Origin of the sequence: Brachybacterium kimchii (assembly GCF_023373525.1) — a bacterium.
GTDB lineage: Bacteria > Actinomycetota > Actinomycetes > Actinomycetales > Dermabacteraceae > Brachybacterium > Brachybacterium kimchii.
Genome location: NZ_CP097218.1, coordinates 342,903 through 363,043, shown reverse-complemented (window position 1 = coordinate 363,043; position 20,141 = coordinate 342,903). Strand labels below are relative to the sequence as shown.

16 protein-coding genes are annotated in these 20,141 nt (G+C 74.8%); 9 read left to right on the top strand and 7 right to left on the bottom strand.

The features are described 5' to 3' along the window. Positions 1 to 5: 5 nt before the first annotated feature. From M4486_RS01635 to M4486_RS01620, 4 genes are read left to right on the top strand one after another with little or no spacing between them, the layout of a single operon-like run. Complete coding sequence (locus M4486_RS01635; RefSeq protein ID WP_249479248.1) at positions 6 to 620, top strand: DUF4129 domain-containing protein; 615 nt, start codon at positions 6 to 8, stop codon at positions 618 to 620. After that, a complete protein-coding gene (locus tag M4486_RS01630) occupies positions 617 to 1,813 on the top strand; it encodes a DUF4350 domain-containing protein (RefSeq protein ID WP_249479247.1) in 1,197 nt (398 codons plus the stop codon). The genes M4486_RS01635 and M4486_RS01630 overlap by 4 nt, the downstream gene beginning before the upstream one ends. Next, a complete protein-coding gene (locus M4486_RS01625; protein ID WP_249479246.1) occupies positions 1,810 to 2,817 on the top strand; it encodes an AAA family ATPase in 1,008 nt (335 codons plus the stop codon). Before M4486_RS01630 ends, M4486_RS01625 begins: the two co-directional genes overlap by 4 nt. A 10-nt stretch (positions 2,818 to 2,827) precedes the next feature. Further along, a complete protein-coding gene (locus M4486_RS01620; protein ID WP_249479245.1) occupies positions 2,828 to 4,132 on the top strand; it encodes a DUF58 domain-containing protein in 1,305 nt (434 codons plus the stop codon). Between the two features lie 18 nt (positions 4,133 to 4,150). On the opposite strand, the gene M4486_RS01615 is transcribed toward M4486_RS01620, so the two are convergent. After that, positions 4,151 to 5,146 (bottom strand): stage II sporulation protein M, encoded by a 996-nt coding sequence (locus tag M4486_RS01615; protein WP_249479244.1) that lies wholly within the window; start codon positions 5,144 to 5,146, stop codon positions 4,151 to 4,153. Between the two features lie 116 nt (positions 5,147 to 5,262). Between M4486_RS01615 and M4486_RS01610 the strand changes: the two genes are divergently transcribed. Continuing rightward, complete coding sequence (locus M4486_RS01610; protein WP_249479243.1) at positions 5,263 to 6,117, top strand: RDD family protein; 855 nt, start codon at positions 5,263 to 5,265, stop codon at positions 6,115 to 6,117. Between the two features lie 30 nt (positions 6,118 to 6,147). On the opposite strand, the gene M4486_RS01605 is transcribed toward M4486_RS01610, so the two are convergent. After that, positions 6,148 to 7,830, bottom strand: a complete 1,683-nt coding sequence (locus M4486_RS01605) for a phosphohexomutase domain-containing protein (RefSeq protein ID WP_249479242.1) — start codon at positions 7,828 to 7,830, stop codon at positions 6,148 to 6,150. Next, positions 7,823 to 8,191 (bottom strand): DUF3499 family protein, encoded by a 369-nt coding sequence (locus M4486_RS01600; protein ID WP_249479241.1) that lies wholly within the window; start codon positions 8,189 to 8,191, stop codon positions 7,823 to 7,825. The genes M4486_RS01605 and M4486_RS01600 overlap by 8 nt, the downstream gene beginning before the upstream one ends. Positions 8,192 to 8,259: 68 nt before the next feature. Here M4486_RS01600 and M4486_RS01595 point away from each other — a divergent pair, with 68 nt between their 5' ends. Then, the gene (locus M4486_RS01595) at positions 8,260 to 8,724 is read left to right on the top strand and encodes a metallopeptidase family protein (protein ID WP_228357931.1); all 465 of its coding nucleotides are present in this window, start codon (positions 8,260 to 8,262) and stop codon (positions 8,722 to 8,724) included. 9 nt (positions 8,725 to 8,733) lie between these two features. Here M4486_RS01595 and M4486_RS01590 read toward each other — a convergent pair whose 3' ends face one another. The 3 genes from M4486_RS01590 to M4486_RS01580 are packed head-to-tail and all read right to left on the bottom strand — an operon-like array spanning position 8,734 to position 14,075. Continuing rightward, positions 8,734 to 10,317, bottom strand: coding sequence for a DUF5719 family protein (locus M4486_RS01590; RefSeq protein WP_249479240.1), 1,584 nt, complete (start codon positions 10,315 to 10,317; stop codon positions 8,734 to 8,736). Beyond that, positions 10,314 to 13,748, bottom strand: a complete 3,435-nt coding sequence (locus M4486_RS01585) for a hypothetical protein (protein WP_249479239.1) — start codon at positions 13,746 to 13,748, stop codon at positions 10,314 to 10,316. The genes M4486_RS01590 and M4486_RS01585 overlap by 4 nt, the downstream gene beginning before the upstream one ends. 27 nt (positions 13,749 to 13,775) lie before the next feature. Beyond that, positions 13,776 to 14,075: a WhiB family transcriptional regulator gene (locus M4486_RS01580; RefSeq protein ID WP_249479238.1), complete on the bottom strand. Its 300-nt coding sequence runs from the start codon at positions 14,073 to 14,075 to the stop codon at positions 13,776 to 13,778. Positions 14,076 to 14,238: 163 nt separating this feature from the next. On the opposite strand from M4486_RS01580, the gene M4486_RS01575 reads away from it, so the two are divergent. The 3 genes from M4486_RS01575 (at position 14,239) to M4486_RS01565 (ending at position 17,964) form a co-directional block, all read left to right on the top strand. Next, the gene (locus tag M4486_RS01575; RefSeq protein ID WP_249479237.1) at positions 14,239 to 15,387 is read left to right on the top strand and encodes a coenzyme F420-0:L-glutamate ligase; all 1,149 of its coding nucleotides are present in this window, start codon (positions 14,239 to 14,241) and stop codon (positions 15,385 to 15,387) included. Next, a complete protein-coding gene (locus M4486_RS01570) occupies positions 15,384 to 16,088 on the top strand; it encodes a TIGR03089 family protein (RefSeq protein ID WP_249479236.1) in 705 nt (234 codons plus the stop codon). The genes M4486_RS01575 and M4486_RS01570 overlap by 4 nt, the downstream gene beginning before the upstream one ends. Positions 16,089 to 16,320: 232 nt before the next feature. Beyond that, positions 16,321 to 17,964, top strand: coding sequence for an HNH endonuclease signature motif containing protein (locus M4486_RS01565; protein WP_249479235.1), 1,644 nt, complete (start codon positions 16,321 to 16,323; stop codon positions 17,962 to 17,964). A gap of 7 nt (positions 17,965 to 17,971) precedes the next feature. Here M4486_RS01565 and M4486_RS01560 read toward each other — a convergent pair whose 3' ends face one another. Further along, positions 17,972 to 20,119 (bottom strand): glycosyltransferase, encoded by a 2,148-nt coding sequence (locus tag M4486_RS01560; RefSeq protein ID WP_346731761.1) that lies wholly within the window; start codon positions 20,117 to 20,119, stop codon positions 17,972 to 17,974. Positions 20,120 to 20,141: the final 22 nt, after the last annotated feature.

Here is a 20,141-nt window from a genome sequence, read left to right as displayed (position 1 = left end):
CGCACGTGGATCCCGATGAGGCGCGCCGGAAGGTCCTCGAGGAGCTCGCGCGCGGCGAGTACCACCGCGACCAGGGCTTCCTCCCCTGGCTCCTGGGGATGCTCGAGGACTGGCTGGACTCCCTGACCGGCGGCGCGGGCGGCGCGTCCTGGGTGCTCATCGTGCTGCTCGCGGTGGTCGTCCTGCTCGCGGCGCTCTCGGCCCTCGCGGTGCTCCGCCGCAGCGGGCGGATGCGGCGCGACACCGCGCTCAGCGTCTCCTCGCGCCTGGACGCGGATCCCGTGCTGAGCGCGCAGGAGCTGCGACGACGGGCCCGCGCCGCGGCCGACGAGCACCGCCCCGGCGATGCGGCGGTGCTGGGCATGCGCTCGCTCGTGCGCGATCTCCAGGAGCGCACCCTGCTCGATGTCGCCGAGGGCATGACCGCGCACGAGGCGGCCGAGGAGGCCTCCCGCGCCTTCCCCGATGTGCGCACGCGCCTGCTGCGCGCCGCCCAGGTCTTCGACACCGCCGCGTACTCCCGTCATCACGTCGACGCCAAGAGCGCCGAGGACGTGGTGCGCCTGGCCGAGTACCTCGCCGAGGCGACCCCGCAGCTCCGCGAGCCGGAGCCCGCATGACGGCCCCGTCGCCCACCACGGCCACCGTCCGCGCCGACGCCGCGCGGCCCGGGCCGCGCACCTCCACGCGCGTGCTCACGGTCGCGCTCGTCCTCGTGGTGCTCGCCGCGGTGGTCGTCGTCGCCCTGCGCGGCACCTTCCGCGACGGCCCGCTCGAGCCCGCCGCCCCCACGCCGCAGGGCTCGAAGGCCGTGGCCCGAGTCCTCGAGCGCGAGGGCACGGACCTCGAGGTCCGCCGGTACACGACCGACGCCGCGCAGGCCCTCGCCGAGGGCCGCACCGTCCTGGTCACCGACCCCTCGGCGCTCGACGGCGCCCAGCTCGACCGTCTGGCCGAGGCCCGGGAGAGCGGCCACGGTCACCTGGTCCTGGTGCGCCCGAGCTTCTTCGTCCTCGCGCGCCTGGCCCCGGGCATCCGGCCCGCCGGGTCGCTGGAGGAGACCACGAGCCTGAGCGCCGACGATTCCTGCGCGGCGGCGTCCCTGCACGCCCGCGAGATCCGCGTGGGCCCGGCCGAGGACGTCGCGAAGGCCGCGACCCTCTACCGGGCCGGGGACGGCTTCGACTCCTGCTTCCGCCGGGGCGACGGCGCGGCCGTGGTCACCGGCCAGGGCGTCACGGTGCTGGGCTCGGCGACGCTGCTGACCAACGCCGGCGCGGGCGATCTCGACAACGCGGCCGTCGCCCTGAACGCCCTCGGCGGGGACGACGAGGGCTCCGCCCTCACCTGGTACGTCCCCTCGCCGACGGATCCGCTCGCCGAGGAGCGCCCCTCCCTCCTCGACCGGCTGCCCGACTTCGCGCTGCCTCTGGCGCTGTGGGCGTGCGCGGTCGTCCTCTCCGTCCTCCTCGCCGTCTCGCGCCGACTGGGCCCGGTCGTCGTGGAGCCGCTGCCCGTGAGCGTGCGCGCCCGCGAGCTGACCGTGGGCCGGGCGCACCTGCTGCATCGCGCCGACGCCCGCGACGCCGCGGCCCGCGCGCTGCGGGCGAGGACCGCCGTGCGTCTGGCCTCCCGGCTCGGCGTGCGCCGCGAGGGCCGCCTGGACGCGCTGATCGCGGCGCTCGCGCCCCACACCTCCCTCATGCCCGAGCAGCTGCGGACGCTGCTGGGACCCACCCCCGTGCGCAGCGACCAGGAGCTGCTGCGCCTGAGCGAAGACCTCGACGCCCTCGAGAAGGAGATCGACCGATGAGCGCAGTCCCCGATCAGCCGACGCCGCCCGCAGCCGTCCCGGCGGAGCCCGGGCCCGAGAGCCCGCGCGAGCGCCTGCGCGCCCTGAGCGACGAGATCCACAAGGCGGTGGTGGGCCAGGACGCGGCCGTCACCAGCCTGGTGGTCGCGCTGCTGTGCCGCGGCCACGTGCTGCTCGAGGGCGTGCCGGGCGTCGCCAAGACCCTGCTGGTGCGCTCGCTCGCCGAGGCGCTCGACGTGGACATGCGCCGCGTCCAGTTCACGCCGGACATGATGCCCGGCGACGTCACCGGCTCCCTGGTCTACGACAACTCGACCTCGGACCTCGTCTTCCGCGAGGGCCCCGTGTTCACGAACCTGCTGCTGGCCGACGAGATCAACCGCACGCCCCCGAAGACCCAGTCGGCGCTGCTCGAGGCGATGGAGGAGCGGCAGGTGACGATCGACGGCAGACCGCGCGCCCTCCCGGATCCGTTCATGGTGGTCGCCACGCAGAACCCCATCGAGTTCGACGGCACCTACGCCCTGCCGGAGGCGCAGCTGGACCGCTTCCTCCTCAAGGCCGTGCTGCCGCTGCCCGAGCGCGAGCAGGAGGTGGACGTCCTGCGCCGCCACGCGGAGGGCTTCGACACCCGCGACCTCGCAGCGGCGGGGCTGCGCACGGTCGCCGACCCCGCCTCCCTGCGCGCCGCCCAGGAGGAGGTGCGCCAGGTGCGCGCCGAACAGAGCGTGCTCGAGTACGTGGTGGACGTGTGCCGCGCGACCCGGCGCTCACCGAGCCTGTCCCTCGGCGTCTCCCCGCGCGGGGCGATCGCGCTGCTGCGCACGGCGAGCGCCTGGGCGTACCTCACGGGCCGCGACTTCGTGACGCCCGACGACGTGAAGACCATGGCCCCGGCGACCCTCTCCCACCGGGTGCGCCTGACCACCGAGGCCGAGCTCGAGGGCTCGCAGGTGCAGGCGGTGCTCGCCGCGACGCTGGCCGGCGTGCCGGTCCCCCGCTGAGGAGCCGGACGTGAGGGACCTGCCCGCCCTGAGGATGCGCGGCGCCCTGCTGGGGGTCGTCGGCGCGCTGCCGATCGTGCTCGTCCCGCACTGGGCGACCGTGCTGGTGTGCGCCCTCGTGTGGGTCGCGCTGCTCGTGCTCGACCTCCTGCTCACGCCGTCGCCCAAGACCCTGCTGGTGCGGCGCCGCTCCCCCGGGCAGGTGCGGCTCGGCGAGGAGGGCACGGGCCGCCTGCTGGTGACGAACCCCGGTGACCGCGGCGTCGACGTCCGTCTGCGCGACGCCTGGAACCCGACGGCGGGCCTCCGCGTCCAGCGCGCCGCGCTCGCGATCCCCGCGCGGGAGCGCCGGGCCGTGGACCAGGTGTTCCGCCCCACCCGGCGCGGGCGGCACACGAGCCGCGCGCTCGTGCTCGCCGTGCGCGGAAGGCTGGGTCTGATCGAGCGCCGCGGGACGCGGGACGCGCCCGGGGAGCTGCTGGCCCTGCACGCCTTCGGCTCGCGCCGCCACCTGCCCTCGCGCACGCGCCGGCTGCGGGAGATCGAGGGCCTCGCGGCGGTCCACCAGCGGGGCCAGGGCACGGAGTTCGACTCCCTGCGGGACTTCGTGGACGGCGACGACGTGCGCTCGATCGACTGGCGGGCGACCGCCCGCCGCCGCAGCGTCGTGGTGCGCACCTGGCGGCCCGAGCGCGACCGTCACGTGCTCATCGTCGTGGACACCTCGCGGACGTCGGCCGGCCGGGTGGGCGACGCCCCGCGACTGGACTCCGCGCTCGATGCCACGCTGCTGCTCACGGCGCTCGCCGCACAGGCCGGGGACCGGGTGGACGTGCTGTGCGCCGACCGCGTCCCGCACGTGCAGGTGCACGGCGGCAACGCCCGCACGGTGCTGCACGACGTGGTCGCGGCGACCGCACCGGTCGAGCCGGCCCTCGTCGAGACCGACTGGGAGATGGTCGCCTCGGAGATCCGCCGACGCGCCCGGCGCGGGGCCCTCGTCGTCCTCCTCACCCCGATCGAGCCGGGGGCGGCGGGCCAGGGCCTGCTGCCCGTCGCCTCCCGGATCGCCGCCGATCATCCGCTGATCGTCGGCTCGGTGGCGGACCCCGCGCTCGCGGGCATGGCGCGCGAGCGCGGCAGCATCGGGGCGGTCTACCGGGCCGCGTCGGCCGAGCAGGAGAGCATCGAGCGCGAGGGCACCGAGCGAGCTCTCGAGCGCTGCGGGGCGCACGTCGTGGACGTCGTCCCGGACGACCTCCCGCAGGCGGTCGCCGACCAGTACCTCGCCCTCAAGGCGGCCGGGAGGCTCTGACCCGGGCGCAGGCGGGGCTCAGGCGGCGACGGCCACCTGGTCCCCCACGACCTCCTCGGGGAGGTCGCCGGTGATCCCGGCACGGGACACCCGGCGTCCGCGCACGATCATCACCGCGAGGAACGCGGCCCAGGCGAGGACGCCGATGCCGATGCGCACGGCGGCGGGGAGGGAGCTGGGCGTCACGAAGGCCTCGATCACCCCGGAGACCAGAAGCACGGCCACGAGGCCCACGCCCACCGTGATCATCGCGCGGGCCGCGCGGGCGAGCGCCCATGCGCGCGGCAGCGGCCCCGGACGCACCCATGCCCAGAACAGGCGCAGTCCGGCGCCCGCGCCCACGCAGATCGCCGTGAGCTCGAGCAGTCCGTGCGGCAGCAGGTACACCAGCAGCGTGCCCAGGTGCCCGTGCGCGGCGAGGACCCCGCCGGAGAGCCCGATGTTCAGCCCGTTGCTGAGCAGCATCCACGCCGGCCACACCCCGGTCACGCCGAGCACCACGGACTGCAGGGCGATCCAGGCGTTGTTCGTCCACACGCTCGCCGCGAAGCCGCTCGCCTCGCCCTGGAAGTAGTAGCCGACGAAGTCGTGCTGGGCGAGGCGGCGCTGCTCCGCCTCGGTGAGCACGGCGGAGCGGGCCGACGGGTCCAGGCCGAACCACAGCCCGGACACCAGTGCGGTGACGAGCAGCAGCGCGGCGCATCCGGCGACCCACCAGCGGGCCTCGTGCAGGGCGGCGGGCAGGTCCTCCCAGAGCATGTCCCGCACGCGCCGCCAGAGGGGCACCCGGGCCCCGGTGATCCGCAGACGCGCGCGCTGCAGAAGGACGGACAGGCGTGCGGTGAGCACCGGATCGGGGTTCGTCGAGCGCACCGTGGACAGGTGCGTCGCGGTGCGCCGGTACAGCGCGATCAGCTCGTCGATGCCCGCGGCGTCCAGGTCGCGGGTGCGGGTGAGCACCGCGAGACGGTCCCAGTCCTCGCGGTGCACGGCGATGAAGGCGTCGGTGTCCACCTCGCCAGCGTAGGCGAGGCGCGCGGACGGCACGTGCGACGAAAGTCGAGGCGCCGCGGTGCGCTCGTCGACCACCGGGTGAGGCCTCCCGCGCCCGCCGATGGGAGACTGGGCGCATGTCCACGGCAGCGGGTCCGACGAGCGCGAGCGCCCCGAGCGCGATGCGCGATGCGATCGTCACCGGCGAGGCCGTCCACCTGGACCTGCGCCCCGCCTCCTTCGCGACCCGTCTGCTGTCCTATCTGATCGACGGCGCCGTCATGCTCGCCCTCAGCATCGGCGCGACGGTGGGCATGGTCGCGCTCGCCTCCCGCACGGGGCTGGACGCTGGCTTCGTGCAGGCCGCCCTGGTCCTCGTGAGCGTGCTCGCCTTCCTCGGCTACCCGGTGCTCACCGAGCTGTTGATGGGCGGACGCAGCCTGGGGCGCCTGGCGACGGGCACCCGCGTGGTGCGCGAGGACGGGGGCCCGGTGCATGCGCGCCAGAGCCTGCTGCGGGCCCTCATGGGGATGCTCGAGATCTGGTCGACGACGGGCGCGATCGCCCTGGTCACGGCGCTCGTCGACCGCCGCTCGCGACGGCTCGGCGACATGCTCGCCGGCACCATGGTGATCCAGGAGCGCATGCGCGCCCCGCGCCCGGTGCGCGAGACCGTGCCCGAGGAGCTGCAGGCCTGGGCCACCGGGGCCGACGTGGGCCGACTGCCCCTGCCGCTGCTGCAGGACGTGCGCTCGTTCCTGCCCCGCGCGCACTCGCTGAATCCGGAGTCGCGCCGCGAGATCGCCCGCGACCTGCTGCAGCGCACCATGCCCTCGGTGACGCCCGCGCCGCCTCCGGGGACCGACCCCGAGATGTTCCTGCGGGCCGTGCTCGCCGAGCGCTCCCGGCGCGACGAGGAGAAGCTGCGTGCGGCCGCGACGCGCGAGCGCGAGCTCGCGGCCGACGTGCGCGCGGTGCCCTTCGCGCAGTAGCCGGTCCCGCAGCGATCCGCCCCGGAGAGGTCAGTCGCGCCCGGCGATGAGCACGGGGATGCCGCCGCGGATGCGGTACTCGTGACCCTGGCCGGTGCAGCGCAGCACGTGGTCCGCGCCGCCCTGCGCACCGTCCAGAGCGACGGCGTCGGCGAGCTCCGCCCCGCACCGGGGGCAGCGCAGGGTCCGGCGCAGCCACGCCGGCCCGTCGAATCCGGCCTCGCTGCGCATCGCGACCTCGCCCCCACTCTCTTCCTCGTGCTCGTGCTCGTGCTCGTGCTCGTGCACCGTGTCGTCGTGCACCGTGTCGCCGCCCGTGCCCTCGTCGATCATCCCGAGCACCTCGTCGCGCACGGCCCGCATGGTGGGCTCGTCGGCCGCCTCGACGTTCAGCCGCAGCGCCTGCTGGGTGTTGGAGGAGCGCAGGGAGAACCACCACTGCTCTCCCGCCGCACCCCAGTGGCGCACGGTGAGCCCGTCGAGCTCGTCGATCTCGACGCCCTCGCGCGGGGCGAAGGCCGCGCGGATCGCCTCGCGCGCCGCGGCGGCAGATGCGGGACGGCGATTGATCTCCCCGCTCGCCGCGTAGGGCGTGTGCCCTGCGACCAGCGCGGACATGCTGGATCCGCTCTCCTCGAGCGCCGCGAGCACGTGCAGGGCGGCGAGCATGCCGGAGTCGGCGCGGAAGAACTCGCGGAAGTAGTAGTGGGCGGAGTGCTCGCCGCCGAACACGGCGTCCTCGCGCTCCATGATCGCCTTGATGAGCGAGTGCCCGACGGGAGTGACCGTGAAGCGCCCGCCCGCGGCCTCGACGGCCTCGGCGACGTGCCGCGAGGAGACGACGTTCGCGACGACCGTCGGGGACTCCTCGCCCCGGGCGCGGGCCCGGGCGATCTCGCGCTCGGCGATCAGCGCCGTCACGGCCGAGGGCGGCACCGGGGCGCCGGTCTCGTCGACCACGGTGCAGCGGTCCGCGTCGCCGTCGAAGGCGAGCCCCAGGTCGGCGCCCTCCTCGCGCACGCGCGCGGCGAGGTCGGTGAGGTTCGCGGGGTCGGTCGGATCCGCCGGATGGTGGGGGAACGATCCGTCGAGCTCGAGGTGCAGACCGCTCATCCCGACGCTCGGCAGATGCTCGGCCACGGCGGGCATCGTGAGCCCTGCCATCCCGTTGCCGGCGTCGACGACCACCGTGAGCCTCCGCGTCCCGGGAACGGGCGCGAGCGCCAGCACGGTCGCGACGTAGTCCTCGAGGGTGTCGAGCTCCTGCAGCCGGCCACCGGGGATCTCGGGGATCTCCCCGGCGTCGAGCAGCTCCTCGGCGCACACACGGAGATCGTCGAGGCCGGTGTCGCGGCTGATGGGGCGCGCGCCGGGCAGGCACAGCTTGATGCCGTTGTCCTGCCCGGGGTTGTGGGAGGCGGTGATCATCGCGCCCGCCGCCCGGTAGAGGCCGGAGGCGCAGTACAGCTGGTCGGTCGCGCTCAGGCCGGCGAGGCCGACCGTGGCTCCGCGGCGCACCGCCCCGTCGGCGAAGGCGCGGGCGAGCTGCGGAGAGCTCAGGCGCATGTCGTGGCCGAGGATCAGGTCCTTCGCCTCGAGGCTGTCGGCGAACGCGGCGCCGAAGGCCCGGGCGACGTCCTCGTCCAGGGTCACGCCGGCGACTCCGCGCACGTCGTTGGCCAGGACGATCGGACGCAGATCGTGCTCAGTCATCGCTCGACCTCACCACGTGCAGGTGACGCTCGGCGGGACGCGGCTCGGGGCGGCCGTTCGCGCGGGCGGCGTCGCGGTCGACAGACGGGGCACCGGCAGTGTCCTCCGTCTCGTGCGCGTCGAGCGCGGCGGCGAGCGCCACGAGGTCGTCGACGGCATCGGCGCTGCCCGCGACCCGCAGCATCGTCCATCCGCGCGGCGGCGTCATCCGCGACGCGTGCTCCTCGCAGAGGTCATAGGCGTGGGGGTCGGCGGTGCGGGCGAGCGGTCCCACCACGAGCGTCGAGTCCTCGTACACGAAGGTCAGGGAGCTGACGGCGGGGCGGGTGCAGCCGGTCTTCGAGCAGTCGCGATGAGGCACGCCCTCGAGTGTACGCAGTGGGCGAGCCGGGCCGCGGCCCGCGACACGAGCGCGTTAGAGTGCGATGCATGACGGGTCAGCGAGTTCTCGGCGGCGCCTCGGGCCCGGTGGGCCGCTCCCGCGGGCGGCGCCGTGACCGGCACGGTCGCGGACTGCGCGGAGACCTGCTGCCTCCCCACCTGCCCGGTCACCTCTCCCGCCGCGAGCTCTTCGAGGACACCGTGCTCGACGCGGCCCGCGCGCTCGTGGAGCGATACCCGCGCCGCCTCGAGCATCTCGAGGTCGCGGTCGAGGAGGTCCCGCTCACGGATCCGGCGCCGTGGGAGGAGAGCGCGGTCGCACTCGGCCGGGCCTTCCCCGCGGACCGCGACCATCCGCCGCGCGTGGTGCTGTTCCGTCGGCCGATCCAGACCCGCTGCTCCCTGCCCGGGGATCTCGAGCTGCTGGTGCGCCAGGTCCTGGCCGACCAGATCGCCTCCCTGCTGCACCTGGACCCCGAGGACGTGGACCCCGAGGCCTGGGGCGAGGACTGACGGCGCCCCTCAGCCCAGACGCACCGTCGTCCCCGAGCCGCCGGTCGAGGCGGAGACCACGGGGACCGAGGTCAGCAGGGGCCCGGCCTTCGCGTCCGACTCGGTCTGGATCCAGGCGGCGTGGACCGCATCGGGGTCGTCGGGGACCACGACGAGTCCCGCGATGCCGCCCTTCGTGCCCTTGAGGTCTCCTGCGGGGATGTCGGTCGCGCTGTCGCCGGCGAGGTCGAGCTCGACGCTCTCCCCCGCGCCGCCGTCTGCCCCGACGGGGATCACGGTGACGTGGGTGTCGTCGGTCGCGGCCAGGGAGAGGGCGCCGTGGGCGCCGTCGGTCGGAAGGGCGGTCACCCCGGAGTCGCGCAGCGCCGGGGCGGCCTGGGCGACCGCGAGGTCGGAGGGCTTGCCGATCGTCTTGCCGAGCTTCTTCTCGGACTGGACGTGCGAGCGGACCGCGGCGCTCACCTTCTGGTCGGACTCCGCGGTGATCGCGAAGTCCCCGGCGATGCCCTCGACGGGCACTGTCGTGACGGATCCCGCGGGCACGGTGACCTCGTCGTCGAGCCCGGACACGTCCACGGGGCCCTTGGCGTCGTGGGCGGCGAGCTGCACGTGCGCGTCCGCGCCCGACTCGTTCATCAGCACCACCTGCGCGCTCGTGCCCTTCCCGATGCGCACGCCGGGGATGACGGAGCTGCGGGAGGCCTCGGGCAGGTCGGAGAGGATCTCGCCGCCCAGCGGGGTGAGACCGTCGCGCTCGGTGTCCTGCAGGGACATGGCCAGCGGCGCGCCGACGGTGCTCACGCTCACGCCGATCACGTCCTGGTCGGGGACGATCGACTCGAGCAGCACGCGCTCCTCCTTGCCCGGGGCCACCACGACCTGGGAGCGGCCGCCCATGTCGGCGGGGCCGTCGGCCGTCCAGACCTGGATCGAGGCCGTCGCGGGCCGGTCGGTGGTGCTGCGCAGCAGCAGGGAGGCGCTCGCGCCGCTCGCGGTGGAGGCGCCGAGGAAGGTCGCCTGCGTGGAGGCGCCGGTGCAGCGGGTCGCGCTCAGGGAGCGGAAGTCGCCGGAGTCCGTGGTCGTGGTCTGCACGGCGTCGGCGACGACCTGCTGATCCTGTGATCCGCGCACGGTCACCTGCGGGCCGTTCGAGATCGAGGAGATGGTCTGGGCGCTCGCGCCGACGTCGCCCGCCGAGGTGTCGATGCCGAGGTCCTCGCCCGCGGCGTCGGCGGCGGTGATCGAGGGCGCGAGGGGGTTGCCGTCCGCGTCCTGCCTCGTGCTGGAGGCGGCGACGCGGCCGAAGAGCAGCGAGGAGTCCGCGTCCAGGCCCAGCGTGCGCACGCCCACGCGGCCGTTCGGCCCCGTCGAGGAGAGCTTCTCGTCCCCCGTGCTCCCCTGCAGCTCCTTCGGGACTTGGACGGGGCCAGGGCACACGAGCGCGGCGGCGCTCGGCGAGGACGTGGTCTCGGCGCGCTCGACCGAGCGGTCCGAGGACCCGTCGGAGAGAGGGCCGACGAGCGCTCCGGCGCCGAGCACCAGGATCGGCACCACGCTCGCGAGGGCCAGTGCGGGCCGCATCGATCGAGTCACAGGGCACCACTCTCCTGGCTCTCCTGCCAGGGCTCCTCGCCCCGACGCCGGCCGGGGCCGGCCCGCCAGGGCACGGCGACCACGGCGGTGATCAGCACGGTCAGGGCCAGCACGATCGCGAGCACGAGGCGCCAGGGGTCCTGGCGGTGGATCTCGAGGTGCCCCGAGGCGCCGGCGGGGACGGTGAAGCCCTGGGCCCAGCCGTCGACGGTGACGGGTGCGAGCGCCTCGCCGTCGAGCGTCGCCTCCCAGCCGCTCTCGCGGCGCTCCGAGAGCACCACGGTGCGCTCGCCCTGCGCGACGGCCACGTCGCCCTCGGCGTCGAGCACTCCGCTCGCGAGGGCTGTCTCGTCGTCGGCCGACGGGTCCTCCCCCGCCGGGCGGATCACGACGCGGGATCCCGCGTCGACCACGCGCCACATGCCGCCGCTGCTCCCCTCGGTGACCTTCTCGAGCTGCGGGGAGGCGTCGAGGGCGTCCGTGAGGGCCGGTGCGTCCTGCGAGGACCCGGGCACGACGACGTAGCCGACGCCGAGGGTGCGCAGACGCACGGGGTCGCTCGCGGCGTCGGCCGTGAGCAGCTCGCCGGTGGCCTCGCGCAGCGCGGTCGAGGCGGGGTCCTCGTCGACGGCGGCGCCCGAGCCCGCCGCGGCGAGGGTCCTCGCGGCGACGGAGCCGGAGTCCTGCTGGGCGGTGGGTCCGCCGTCGACCACGAGGTGGGCGTCGACCGAGTCGTCGCCGCCCTGGGACAGCACGAGGACGCGTCCGCGCGTCTCGGAGGTCCCGAGGTCGCTCGCGGCCTGCGGCACCTCGTCGCTCTGCGTGCGGTGCACCTGCAGCGCGTCGGGCAGGCTCAGGGTCCAGCCGATCGTGGCGACGAGGCAGCAGGCGGCGACGAGCCCGGCGATCGCGACGGTCGCGCCGCGGCGCGCACCGGATTCGCGGCCGCTGCGGCGCGCCAGGGCGTCGCAGGTCGCCGCGCACCCCACGAGCAGGGAGAGCAGGGCGAGGCTGAGCACCCCGCCGATCGGTGCGCTCAGCAGGGTCTCGTCCCCGACCTCGGTGGGCACGGCGCGTGCGAGCAGCGCCGTCGCCATCGCGAGAGCGGCGAGCACGATCGCGTACCGTCCCGCGCGGCCCGCGTCGGCCCGCTGGAAGGGGGCGAGCAGCGCGCCCAGCAGCACCGGGGCCATCAGCAGCACGGGCAGCGCTCCGGCCGCGGACGCACCGAGAAGGCCCTCGAGCGCCGTCCAGCAGGGTGCGGGCGCGGGCCACAGGGCGAGCAGCTCGAGGCCCGAGGGGGCTTCGGCGGAGGCGGGGACGCCGGCGACGTGCAGGAGCGCGGCGGGGTGGGCGATGAAGGCGCCGAGGTAGGGAAGCTGCAGGGCGAGCGAGGGCACGAGCACCCAGATGAGTCGCCGCCGCCGGCCCGGCACGAAGGGTGCGAGCAGGGCGAGGGCGAGGCCGACGAGGATCACGAGCACCGGCTGCACGGCGCCGATCACGAGCAGCACGAGACCTGCGGCGGCGGCCGCGGAGACGCTGGCCTGGGAGACCTTGTGCACGAGCCCGATGGCGCGGCCCACCGCGAGGGCGAGCAGGGGCAGCAGCAGGTGGACGAGCACGAGCGGCCAGGCGCCGGAGCCCAGGGAGGCGAGGAGGGGCGGGCCGACGGCCCAGGCCACGGCGAGGGCCAGGCGCGCGCCGACCGCGCGGGTGAGGGCGCCGGCCGCCCACCAGGCGCCCATGGCGGCCAGCGGCACCGCGAGGACGAGCAGCACGCCGAGCGCGCCCTCGGGCAGGGGAAGCGGGGCGATCAGCCGCAGCAGGGCGTCGCCCGGCCCGCGTGCTCCCAGTCCGCCGTCGCCGCCGGGCACCCAGCTCGACCAGGCGACCTGCGTGCGCTCCCGCCAGTCGTCCGCGAGGGTCTGCAGCTGCGGGCCCGCGAGATGGCCGCGCGCGAGCAGCGGGCGCGCGCCCACGATCCCGGCGATCAGCGAGAGCGCCGCGAGGATGATCGTCCACACGCCGTGGCGGCCGAAGTCCGCGTCGTCGGAGCCGTGGGTGGTGCCGGCGATCCCCCAGGTGGTGCGGCGGATGCGACGGGCGCGCTCGTCGTCGGCGAACAGGCGCGTCCAGATCGCCTCGAGGCGGCGGCGCAGCGCCTCCGTGCGCGGAAGGTACAGGGGCGCGAGCCGCCGTCGGGGCACGAGCGCCCTGCGGGAGGCGCGCGCACCGCGGGCGATGACGCCCGGCGCGCGCCGGTAGGCGGCGAGGGTCCCGCGGAGCTCGGCGAGGGCGAGCCGGGGCGCCTGCGCGGCGACCTGCCCGAGCATCCGTGCCAGGGTCCCCAGCGGCATGCTCAGCAGGAGGGTGAGCACGACGCCCAGCAGCGGACGGTGCTTGAGCAGCAGGAGCATCTGCCCGCGCCGGTGCTCGCGCAGCAGGGCGGGGGCGGGGGCCGCACGATGCGGGGCCAGCACGCGCGCGTCGGGAGCGACCTCGACCCGCTCACCGCCCCGCCAGACCCTCTGGCCGAGGTCGATCTCGGCGAAGGGCGAGCCGAGCGCGGGGTCGGTGCCGCCGAGTCTCGCGAGGGTGCTCTCGCGCACCAGCAGGCCGGGCAGGGCGACCCCGAGCACGTCGTGGCGCCAGTCGGACTGCCCCTGGTCGATCTCGCCGGGCTCGACGCCGGTGACGATGCGGCCGCTGTGGGTGAGGGTGAGGCCCACGTCCACGAGCACGTCGGCGTCGTCGGCGGTCGGGCGGGCGGCGCTCCGGCCAGGGGTCTCGTCCTGGTCCTCGTCCTGCGCCGCGTCGTCCTCGCCGGACGCCGCGGGCCGCAGGCGCTTGGAGCCGATGAGCGCGGCAGTGGGCGAGGCCTCGGCGGCGTCGACGAGGGCGCGCAGGGAGGCGCGGCCGGGCAGCGCGTCCTCGGTGAGCAGCCAGAACCAGCTCTCGGAATCGGCGGAGGCGCGGCGCCTTCCGGCCGGCGGCGCGGCGATCGCCGAGCCTCCCTCGCGCAGGCGGGTCGGGATCTGCGCCGTCTCCTCGGCCTCGCGCACGAGCCCGCGCTCGTGCGCGTCGCGGTCGATGGGGCGCATGTGCCCGCCGGCGCGCGGAGCGGCCTCGGAGACGTCCTTCTGCTGGACGTTCGTGAGCACCCCGCTGGACAGGGAGGTCATGATCTCGCGGACGGCGCTCGCGAGCCCCGCGCCGGCAGGGATCCGCAGCACCTCGTCGATCGTGCCGTCGTCGGCGAGCGCGGCGACCTGCGCCTCGCGCTCCTCGCCGAGCTGTCCACGAGCGATCACCGCGACGCGATCGGCCGCCCTCTCCTGAGCGGAGAGGGCGGCGAGGGCGGTCGAGAGGGATTCGGGGTCGTCGCGTCCGCCGAGCAGGAGGACGGCGGTGACGTCGCGCGAGGTCACAGGCGGCGGGCCGGGTTCACGGGCCGCTCAGACGGCGCGGCGCTTGAGCTTGCGGCGCTCGCGCTCGGACAGACCGCCCCAGATGCCGAAGCGCTCGTCGTTCTCGAGGGCGTACTCGAGGCACTCGGCGCGCACCTCGCACGAGACGCACACCTTCTTCGCCTCGCGGGTGGACCCGCCCTTCTCGGGGAAGAAGGCCTCGGGGTCCGTCTGCGCGCACAGCGCGCGCTCCTGCCACGAGACCTCGGCCTCTTCGCCGTCGGCCACCAGCTGCAGGAGGGAGAATTCCTCCGACTGCGCATCATCCTCGTCGCGCATGCGTTCCATCGGCACAGTTCCTTCCTCAGGGGGACGCTTCACGTCGTGAGGCCGCTCCATGGCGGCCGACGGGGTTCGGGACGAGGCGGGGGGAGCCGCCGGACACCGCCTAAAATACACCCGTGTAACTCGGCCCCGTCAAGCCGGTGCACGCCCGCGACCAGGAGATGCGATGACCACGACCCCTCCCGACGGGCCCGCGGGGCCCCTGCAGCCGTCCGCTTCGTCCGGTCTCCGGGTGCTTCCGGTCGTCGGACTCGGCGAGGTGCGTGCGGGCGATGACCTCGCCGCGCTCCTCCTCGGCGCCCTCGAGGCCTCCGGGATCCTCCTGGCGGACGACGACGTGCTGTGCGTGTCGACCAAGATCATCTCGAAGACCAGGGATCTTGTCATCCCCGCCGTGGCCAAGCAGGAGGCGATCGCGGAGCAGAGCGTGCGCCTCGTCGCCCGCCGACGCCACCTGCGGACCACCACCTCGATCGTCGAGATCCCGGCCGGTCCGGTGATGGCGGCCGCCGGCATCGACGGCTCGAACTCCCCCGGCGGCCTCCTGCTCCTGCCCGGGGACCCGGACACCGAGGCGGAGGATCTGCGCGCGGCGCTCGCGCGCGCCACGGGACGCCGCCTGGGCGTCGTGCTCTCGGACACCTCCTCGCGCATCTGGCGGGTGGGCGTCGGCGACATCGCGCTCGGCGCGGCGGGGCTGCGCGCGCTCGAGGACCTGCGCGGGAGCACGGATGCCGACGGCCGGCCCCTCCACGTCACCGTGCGAGCTCTGGCCGACGAGATCGCCGCGGCGGCGGACCTCGTCAAGGGCAAGGCGAGCGGCGTGCCGGCGGTCGTCGTCCGCGGCCTCGGGGGCGTCGTCGTCGATCCGGCCGACGCCGTCCCCGCGCGCGCTCTGAGCCGCACCGGGGAGGACGACTGGTTCCGACGCCCGAGCCTCGAGTCCGTCTGGCAGGCCCTCGGCATCGCAGCCGAGGACGAGCCGGTCGCGGCGATGGATCCGGAGTCCGACGCACTGCGCCTGCACCGGGCGATCGAGATCGCGCGCACGCCCGCCCGCGCCGTGACCTCCGTCGACCCCGACCCCGGGCCTGCCTCCGCTGCGTCCGCCGCGCCGATCCTCGAGGACGTGGGCCCCGGCCCGACCGGGCGGCTCGCGCTGGTGGTGCGCCCGCACGATGACCGCGGCGGATCCTGGGCGGCCGCCGGCGTGTTCGCCGAGCGCCTGCGCACCGCGATCGGGGCCGAGTCCATCGCCCGCGAGCTGCCCGTCGATGTGCGCATCGAGGGGCCCCGCGCGAGGATGGAGCCATGACCTCCGCCTCTTCCCCTCCCCCGCTCCCCTCCCTCCAGGCGCTGCTCTCCTCCCTCGAGGCGCTCGGCCCGCGGCCCGCCCTGGTCTGGTACGGGGAGCAGAGCAGGATCGAGCTCTCCGGCCACGTCCTGGCGAACTGGGTGATCAAGACCGTGGGCCACCTCGATGCCGAGGTCATGCTCGAGCGCGACGAGCTCGTGCTGCTCGACCTCCCGCCGCACTGGAAGCGCCTCGTGCTCGCCCTCGCCGCCTGGGGCCTGGGCGCACGCGTCGCGATCGGCGACGGCGCGGGCACCGACCCCGCCCTGCCCTCCGACGAGGAGGTGCGCGTCCTGGTCACGGACCGCCCCGGCTCCGCGGCCCGCGCCGACGACGCCGACGAGGTCCTCGCCCTGGACGTCCGCTCCCTCTCCCTGCGCTTCGACGGCGAGCTGCCGCCGCTCGTCCACGACTGGGCCCAGGAGGTCCGCGCGCACCCGGATCACCTTGCGGTGCCGCTCGGCACCTGGGCGGGCCCCGAGCCCTCCCCGCTGCCGGCGTCCCTCACCGAGGCCCCAGGAACCCGCCTCCTCGTCGTGGCCGACGGTCTCACCGACCCCGCTCCCCTGCTCACGGCCCTGCTCGAGGGCCGTGGGATCGTCGGCCCGGCGGAGTCGGTCACGTCCCACCAGGCCCAGCAGGAGGACGCGCGCGAGGCATAGAGGCACCCCTCGGGTCACCTGCCCCGCAGACTCAAGGCCCGCCGTCCGTCCCCACACCCTCGTCGTCCACAGCCTCCGCACTGCTGTCCGGAATGTCCCACCCTCGTGGTGTGCTGGTGTTCGAGTCAGAGACAAAGGGACTGGCTGGCCGGGCCTCGGCGGTCGTGCGCACCCTCATCGGGCGCCGCACGCCGACCGGCCCGGGCGACGGATGAGCGACGAGGGGGTCGTGATGAGCACGGTGGTGCAGGAGCCGCACGGGGGACGCGGCACGGGATCCGGTGGGAGCGGTGGCGCGGGACCGCCCGAGGGCGGGCCCCGCCTCCTCGATGACGCGGAGGCCGAGGAGCTCGCGACGCAGATCCAGGCGCACGCCGCGCACGTCGCCGAGGCGGAGTGCGCGCTGCTGGACCTCATCGGCGAGTTCGATGCGGGCGAGGGGACCCGCTGGTATGTCGGCGTGAAGTCTCTCGCGCAATGGCTGGGCTGGACGTGCTCGATGACCCCCGGCACCGCGCGCGAGCACGTGCGGGTCGCCCGGGCGCTGCGTGGGATGCCGCTGACCCGCGAGGAGTTCGCCCAGGGCCGCCTCTCCTTCTCCAAGGTGGGCGAGATGACCCGCGTGGTCGGCCTCGTGGACGAGGGGACGCTGGTGCTGCTGGCACGGGAGATGACGGCCGCGCAGCTCGCCGCCGCGCTGCGCGCGTACCGGGCCGCGGAGGGCACACGGCTCCCGCAGGAGGCGCGGCGCGAGGCCTCGTGGCGGATGCGGGAGGACGGGATGATCGAGGTCCGCGCTGTCCTGCCCGCAGAGGCGGGCGCGGAGGTCGCCGCCGCCCTGGACCTCGCGACGCAGCGCGAGCAGGATGCAGGCGACCTCCCCGCGGATGCCGAGCAGGACCTGCCGCCGATGATCGAGCAGACCCGGGCCGACGCCCTCGTCGACATGGCCCGCGCCTACCTCGACGCGACGCCCGCCGACCGCAGCGGCGAGGACCGGCATCTCGTCGTCGTCCATGCGACGCCCGACGTGCTGGCCTCCGTGGACCCTCGGGCGTCGGAACCGCCGGCGGGTCCCGAGGGGTCCGACGCATCAGCCCCCTCGGCGCCCGGCAGGGATCTGACAGATCTGGCAGCAGGTGACGTTCCCGCGGGAACGTCTGCGACAGACGCTGGTACGCATTCAGCGGGCCCCTTCGATGCGTCCGCCGCGACCCCTCCCCTCCGGAACCGCTGCGAGATCGTGGGGGCCGGGCCGCTCGAGGCCGCCACGGCGCAGCGACTGAGCTGCACGGGGCTGCTCGCGCTGCTGGTCACCGATGAGAACGGGGAGATCCTGCACCTCGGACGCACCCGTCGACTCGCCTCCCGCGCACAGCGCCGAGCCCTGCGCGTCGCCCAGCGCACGTGCGGCTTCCCCGGATGCCATCAGACGAAGCACCTCGACGCCCACCACCTCGTGCCCTGGTCGCACGGCGGCGTGACGGACATCGAGAACCTCGTGCTGCTGTGCCGGCGTCATCACGTCCTCGTCCATGAGGGCGGGCTGACGCTCCGGCCGGCGCGATCATCGGCGCCGCACGCTCCGGCCGACGGCCCGCGCTTCGAGGTGGTCGACTCCACGGGCACCCCGGTCCAGGTGCACTGGCCACAGGTGCTCGAGCACGCGGTCATCGTCCCGCTTGAGCCCGAGCACCCTCTCGTGCGCGACGGCGAGAGCGGGCCGCGCTACCAGTGGGGCGAAGGGGACACGAGGATCGCGCCGACGACCGCCGGGTTCGGCTTCCGCCTGAGGGACGTCGTCGATGCGCTGTACGAGTCCGGCGCCGGGGAGGGGCCGGACGACCTGGACCCAGACTCCGACCCCGACGAGTGAGCGGCTCTCAGGCGACGGACTCGCTCGCCGACGTGCCGTCGGACTGCGAGGGCGTCGATCCCTCCGTCGAGCCCGAATCCTTCTGGGTGCCCTTCTCCTTCACATCCTGCTTCCTCTCGGGAGCAGGGTTCGCGGCGAAGGTCCTCTCCCAGGCCTCGAAGGAGGTGAGCTCCGCGGCGGCCCGGCGGTACTGGCGGCGCAGGTCGTTCCAGTGGCGGTAGAGATCCGCGTGGGTGCGGAGGCTGCGCGTGAACATCTCCCGCACGTGGTCGGGCCGGCGCTTGTACCAGGCGAGCTTCGTGCCGTCGGCGTTGGAGACCACGGCGCTGTCGAAGTGGCTGAGCGTCCACCACTTCGCGTCCAGGTGCGGGATCTCGGCCTGCGGGTGCAGACGGGAGGTCTCGCGCGGCGGGGCGAACATCTGGCGGGCCATCGTGCGCGCGGCCCACAGCGGCAGCCGGGAACGACGCGGCGGCGCGAACCCGCGACCCTTGCGCGGCGGCTTCGCCATCCGCACGGCCGGGAACTGCTGGGCGTCGGTGAGCGTCGCGGAGTCGTCGTACTGCTTGGCCATCGCGCGCAGCTCCGGGAGCTTGGTCCCGATCTGGTCGTGCAGCCCGCCGGGCCCGCGCAGCACGTCCTCCTGCGCCATCAGCCGCGCGGTCTCCGTGAAGTACTGCATGGAGATCATGTGCTTGAAGTCGATGCTCTGCGACTCGGTGATCACGTGGCCGCCGCGCTCGTAGACCGAGTGCAGCAGCGCGGTGATGATGCGGTTGCGCTCGTGGAAGTAGACCTGCCAGTCCAGGGCGTCGCTCTTGTCGGTCCAGGTGATGTGCCAGACCGCCGCGCCGGGCAGGGACACCGTCGGGTAGCCGGCGGCCTTCGCGCGGAGCCCGTACTCGGCGTCGTCCCACTTGATGAACACCGGCAGGCTGAGGCCGATCGCGCGCACGGTCTCGGTGGGGATCAGGCAGGTCCACCAGCCGTTGTAGTCGACGTCGGCGCGGCGGTGCAGCCACGGCGTCGAGCGCAGCGGCTCGAAGCCGAAGTCGTGTCCGAGGCGTCCGCCGGGGCTGACCACGCGAGGCTGGATCGCCCACGGGTCGACGCCCTCGCCGAAGGCGTGCAGCACCGAGCGGTTGTTGAGGTCGAACATGTGGGCGCCCACGAGCATGGGCGTGGTCGCGAAGTCCGCGAAGGTCAGCATGCGCAGCAGCGACTCGGGCTCGATGTCGATGTCGTCGTCGCAGTTGATGACGTAGGTCGAGCGTCCGTTGGTCGCCGCCTCGTACATGCCGCGCGAGAAGCCGCCGGAGCCGCCGATGTTGCCCTGCTCGATGAGCTGCAGCTGCTCGCCCATGGCCGCCTGCAGCGGCGCGAGCTCCTCGTGGTCGCTGAGACGGTCGGACCCCTGGTCGACGACGTACATGACGTCCAGCCGCTCGCGCAGGTCCTGGTCACGGCTGATCAGGCCGATGTTGTCCAGGCAGTAGGAGACCTTGTTCATCGTGGTCATGCCGATGGAGAACGTGCCCTCGGTGCGGGCGAGGTCGGCGTCGGCCGTCCACTGGGCGTTCACGACGGCGACCGGGTCGGCCCCCGCGATCACGTCGAACCAGTACCAGCCGCCGTCGCCGAAGGCCGTGAGCGGCAGCTCGAAGACCGACTCCGTGCTCTCGCGCACGGTGCGGAACTCGTGGCGCTGGATCGCTCCGCGCGCGTTCGAGCGGTAGACGATGACCTGGCCGCTGCCGGAGGTGGTCACGGTCAGCCGCACGGAGCGCACGGGCGTCCAGCGCCGCCAGTAGCCGGCCGGGAAGGCGTTGAAGTAGGTGCCGAAGGAGCGCACCGAGTGCGGGCCCACCTCGATGCTGTGGCGCGCGCTGAGCTCGTCGACGTCAGTCGTCAGGTTGTCCGCGCTCGGAGCGGAGGCCTCGTGGGTCTCCTCCTCCTCGCCGCCGAGCCCGAACGAGGCCGTCGAGATGCCCGAGCGGGCCGTGTGGGCCTCGACGTACAGGGGCACGATGTCCGGCGTCGGCACGAGCGGCATGATGAGCCGCTGGATCACACGCTGCGGGGTCGACGGGGTGCTCGCGTCCTCGGCCTCCGCGGAGGAGGGCATGGCTGTCGCAGGGGTGCTGGTGATGCTCACTGTGGGGGTCCTCCCGGCCGGC